We start from the raw sequence: 3,706 nt of genomic DNA, 5'->3' as shown, positions 1-3,706 counted from the left end.
CACCGCCCACAACCCGTCATCGACTTCCCACGGCTTCGGCCGAGCCACCCCGCACCCCCGGATCATCAGTCCCGGAGCGATCCAACCACCTCGAACATCATTTCGTTAGGAGTTCTAAGCGCGGCGGCTACCGAAAGGACCGACGCCTTTTCCTGCGATCGGTCGGCAATGTAGAATCGCTCCTCGGCGCAGTGGTACCTGGACGGGACCAGAGGGCGGCCCCGCCAGTCGGACGGGTAGCACCGCCCTCCGCTTGCCGTCCGCTCTGTGGTACCACCGTAGGCCGGTCCGGCGTTGATGCGACGAGTCGGCACACCTGGTTGTTGCCGCTTCGGGATCCTGTGCCGTCCGGTTCGTCTCGGTCTTGAAGTCCATCGCATCCCCTGCGTTGCGGTGTTGCGACGACCACTGGAACGGAAGTCCCCAACCGTTGTGGAGACATTTTCACGCCTTCGAAGTAGCATGGTCTACCGACCCGGATGAAGGAGCGTGTCGTGAAAATTCTGATCGTCCTCACCTCGCGCGACAAACTGGGAGAGACCGGTTATAAGACCGGATTCTGGCTGGAGGAACTGGCGGCACCGTACTATCGCTTCAAGGAGGCTGGCGCGCAGATCGTCCTCGCATCGCCGAAGGGTGGAAAGCCGCCGATGGACCCTAAGAGTAATGAGCCGGAATTCCAGACCAAGCAGACTCGGCGTTTCGAGGCAGACCCGGAAGCAACTGGGGCGCTGGCGAACACTGTACGTCTCGATTCGGTCTCGGCTGGCGAATTCGACGCGGTCTTTTACCCCGGCGGGCACGGACCACTGTGGGACTTGGCCGAAGACACCGTATCCGCGCGGCTGATCGAAACGACCCTCCGCTCCGGCAAGCCCGTGGGACTGGTGTGCCACGCACCGGGCGTACTGCGGCACACCGTTGATGAGGACGGGGCCCCACTGGTCGCGGGGAGGGAGGTCACCGGGTTCGCCAACTCAGAGGAAGAAGCCGTCCTGCTCACCGACGTTGTTCCCTTCCTGGTTGAGGATGAACTCACCAAGCTCCGAGGTGTCTACTCCAAGGCTGGCGACTGGCAACCCTACGTCGTACGGGACGGTCTGCTGATCACAGGGCAGAATCCTGCCTCCTCAGCTCCCGCAGCGGACGCCGTGATCGACCTGGTCAGCAAGGCCATGGTGAGTGGGCATTCGATCTAGGCAAAATGCTCTGTACGTTCTAGCTTCGATCTTTCGTGACGGTCCGTCGGTTCTTCGGCGGGCCGTTTCGGCTGTTCGGGCTTGTGGTGGTCAGGCTGGTGGCCCGGCTGTCGCGTCGGGTGGGTGCCGGGTTCCACGGCTCTGGGTGTGGTGGTGCTGGTTGCAAGGCGGGAACGTGCTGGTCAGCCGAGGTTCGGGAGGGCGGCGAGCCGTGTCAGGGTGTCTGTGATCACGCCGGTCCGGGGCCAGTGGCGGGCGAACCTCAGGTGCCGGCAGCGGGCGGTCGTGACGATCCGGGCGGCGGCGGAGAAGAGGCGGAGCCTCAGGTGGCGGAGTTCCCGTCTGCGGGCTTCGCCGGTCAGGGCGAGCATGGGCATCCATGCGAGCAGGTCGGGGGCGATCTGGGCGAGCTCGAGCCAGGTCTGGTTCTGTGCGGTGTTGTGCAGGGGCAGGCTGCGCAGGCCGGTGGCACGGGCTGCCCGGTTGCGGTTCTCGGCCCGCGCGCGTTGGCGGTGCCGCGGTGCGGCGATCAGAAGGTCCGCCGTGTTGGTGGCGAAGCAGGTGATCCGCAGGCCGTCGGCGTCCTTCATCCACGCCGGCAGCCGAGCGAACATCGACATCGTCGGCCGCACGCCGCCACGCTCTCTGAATCGCGCCCCAACATAGGCGGACAGCTCGTCTACGTGCTCCTCGTTATAGGCCCACAAGATGTGACCGGCGCAACGGGTCTGCTGCCACAGAGACCGCTGGAAGAACGGATCCTCACTACCACCAAGCACCGCGCCGACCAGACAAGCCCCCTGCACCTCAGGTTGCCAATCGGCGACGGCATAGCACCCTCCACAAGCCAGACGACGCGGCTGGAACAGGAGCTCGCTGAAATATCTGGGATCAGAAAGGCCAGGCCGGGGGATCACGAGGGCACGGCCTCGCATCGCGGACAGACCACAAGCATCCGACCCGTGAACCGAGCCAACCGGCCCCTGAGTCAGAGTGACGAGCGAGAGCAGTGCCCGGTTCGGAATCCATCACAGACACCATTGCAGGTCCGCGATACGAGCAGCTACAGGATTCTCGAACATGCCCCACAGGTCGCCACCAGCCACTTTCGATACACGACCTACTGATCTTTTCGTAAGTTCGGTGGGTGTGGTGGGTGGATGATCAGGCCGGTGTGGGCGAGGAAGGAACAGGGCAATTGTGGGTTGTGGTTGATGCGATGGATGCCTTGCTCGGTGGCGTCCGCGACATCGGCGAGGTGGTCGCCGGCGAGGTTGGCGAGTTCACGTTTCTTGAGTGAGGACCACAACAGCTCCACCGGATTCAGCTCGGGTGCGTAGGCAGGTAATCGCTCCAGGGTGAGCCAGTCCTGGTCGGCGACCCACGCCCGCATCGCCCGGCTCCAATGGGCGGACGGGCTGTCCCAGACCAGGACCACCCGCTCGCCGCGATAGAACACCTTCATCTGCTTCAGGACCTCGATGGGGGCGGCACTGTCGTAGCTTCCGGGCTTGAGATGGAAGCACAGGCGGGCCCCTCGATCGGGGTCGGTGGAGTGGTATCCCAGAGCCCCGGCCATCGATGCCCGCTTCCAGTTCAGCCGGTGCCGCAGCAGCGGGGTCCGACCTCGGGGTGCGTAGGTGCGGCGGATCTGAGGCAGCAGGGAGACGCCCGATTCGTCGAGGAACACGATCCAGGCACGTGTGTTCACGGCCCCTTTTTGATCCGCGGCCACTCGTGCGCGATCCAGCGGGCGATCTCCGATTCGTCCCGCTCGACCGCCCGCCGCTCGGGCCGCTGCAGACTCCACCCGAGCCGGCCTGTCAGCAACCGCCACACCGACGCCCTCGACAGCATCACCCCGTCACCCGCTCAACGACGACGCCAACTCGCTCCAGGGTCCGCAGGTCGGCCTCGAAACCATGAGCCTGGGCTCCCCGCTCCAACGCCGCCCGGACAGTTTCGACCGGGCGTCGTCCAGCTTGGGCGGGCGACCGGTGGCCGCACGCCGCCGCAACGCCGAAGCACCACCTTCCTCCCACGCACGCCGCCATCGCCGCACGCTCTCCACACACACCCCCACCGCCCGCGCGATCCCCGCATTCGAGACACCTTCCTCGAACAACTCGACCGCCCGAACACGACGCGCCTCCGCCAACTGAGGCCGCGGCAACCGAAGAAGGGAAACGTCGGCCGCAGAGGTCAAAGGTCGATATGCCACCCCGACAGCCTCCCACCCACACCGCCACCACACCCACCGAACTTACGAAGAGATCAGTAGTCCTCGTTTCCTTTGGTGGTTTGGCTAGTTGTGCTGGGCATGACGAGTCTTGCTGAGCGGCTGGTGCCGGATGAGTTGTGGGAGTTGTTCCGCAGGGTGGTGCCGGAGACGGTGGTGATACGCCCGCAAGGAGGTGGCCGCCGGCGGGCCGGGGATCGTGAATGTCTGGCCGCGATCGTGTTCGTGGCGACGTCGGGGTGCACGTGGCGGCAGGTGCCGCCGTTGT

General features: G+C 65.2%; 5 protein-coding genes and 1 pseudogene. 2 read left to right on the top strand and 4 right to left on the bottom strand.

Features of this window, described 5'->3' with window-relative positions; genetic code table 11:
- Positions 1–494: 494 nt before the first annotated feature.
- Positions 495–1,199 (top strand): type 1 glutamine amidotransferase domain-containing protein, encoded by a 705-nt coding sequence (locus AB0M18_RS36495; RefSeq protein WP_365765698.1) that lies wholly within the window; start codon positions 495–497, stop codon positions 1,197–1,199.
- A gap of 182 nt (positions 1,200–1,381) precedes the next feature.
- Here AB0M18_RS36495 and AB0M18_RS36490 read toward each other — a convergent pair.
- From AB0M18_RS36490 to AB0M18_RS36475, 4 genes and pseudogenes are all read right to left on the bottom strand, one after another.
- Positions 1,382–1,789 (bottom strand): annotated as a pseudogene (locus AB0M18_RS36490) (transposase); the annotation flags it as partial.
- A 530-nt stretch (positions 1,790–2,319) separates the two neighbouring features.
- A complete protein-coding gene (locus AB0M18_RS36485; protein ID WP_365765696.1) occupies positions 2,320–2,910 on the bottom strand; it encodes a transposase in 591 nt (196 codons plus the stop codon).
- Positions 2,907–3,056: a winged helix-turn-helix domain-containing protein gene (locus AB0M18_RS36480; protein WP_365765694.1), complete on the bottom strand. Its 150-nt coding sequence runs from the start codon at positions 3,054–3,056 to the stop codon at positions 2,907–2,909. The genes AB0M18_RS36485 and AB0M18_RS36480 overlap by 4 nt, the downstream gene beginning before the upstream one ends.
- Positions 3,057–3,063: 7 nt before the next feature.
- Entirely contained in the window at positions 3,064–3,420 is a 357-nt protein-coding gene (locus AB0M18_RS36475) for a helix-turn-helix domain-containing protein (protein ID WP_365765692.1), read from the bottom strand.
- 99 nt (positions 3,421–3,519) lie between these two features.
- Between AB0M18_RS36475 and AB0M18_RS36470 the strand changes: the two genes are divergently transcribed.
- A partial coding sequence (locus AB0M18_RS36470) for a transposase (protein ID WP_365765690.1) occupies positions 3,520–3,706 on the top strand: 187 nt, incomplete at its 3' end.

Origin of the sequence: Streptomyces sp. NPDC051909 (assembly GCF_040681095.1) — a bacterium.
Classification (GTDB): domain Bacteria; phylum Actinomycetota; class Actinomycetes; order Streptomycetales; family Streptomycetaceae; genus Streptomyces.
The sequence above is the reverse complement of the archived record's forward strand: the minus strand, read 5'-3'. Positions and strand labels throughout refer to the sequence as shown.

What these genes read in the sequence shown, in the direction of transcription:
- AB0M18_RS36480 (WP_365765694.1), bottom strand. Translation starts at nt 3,056, where the DNA reads ATGCTGTCGAGGGCGTCGGTGTGGCGGTTGCTGACAGGCCGGCTCGGG.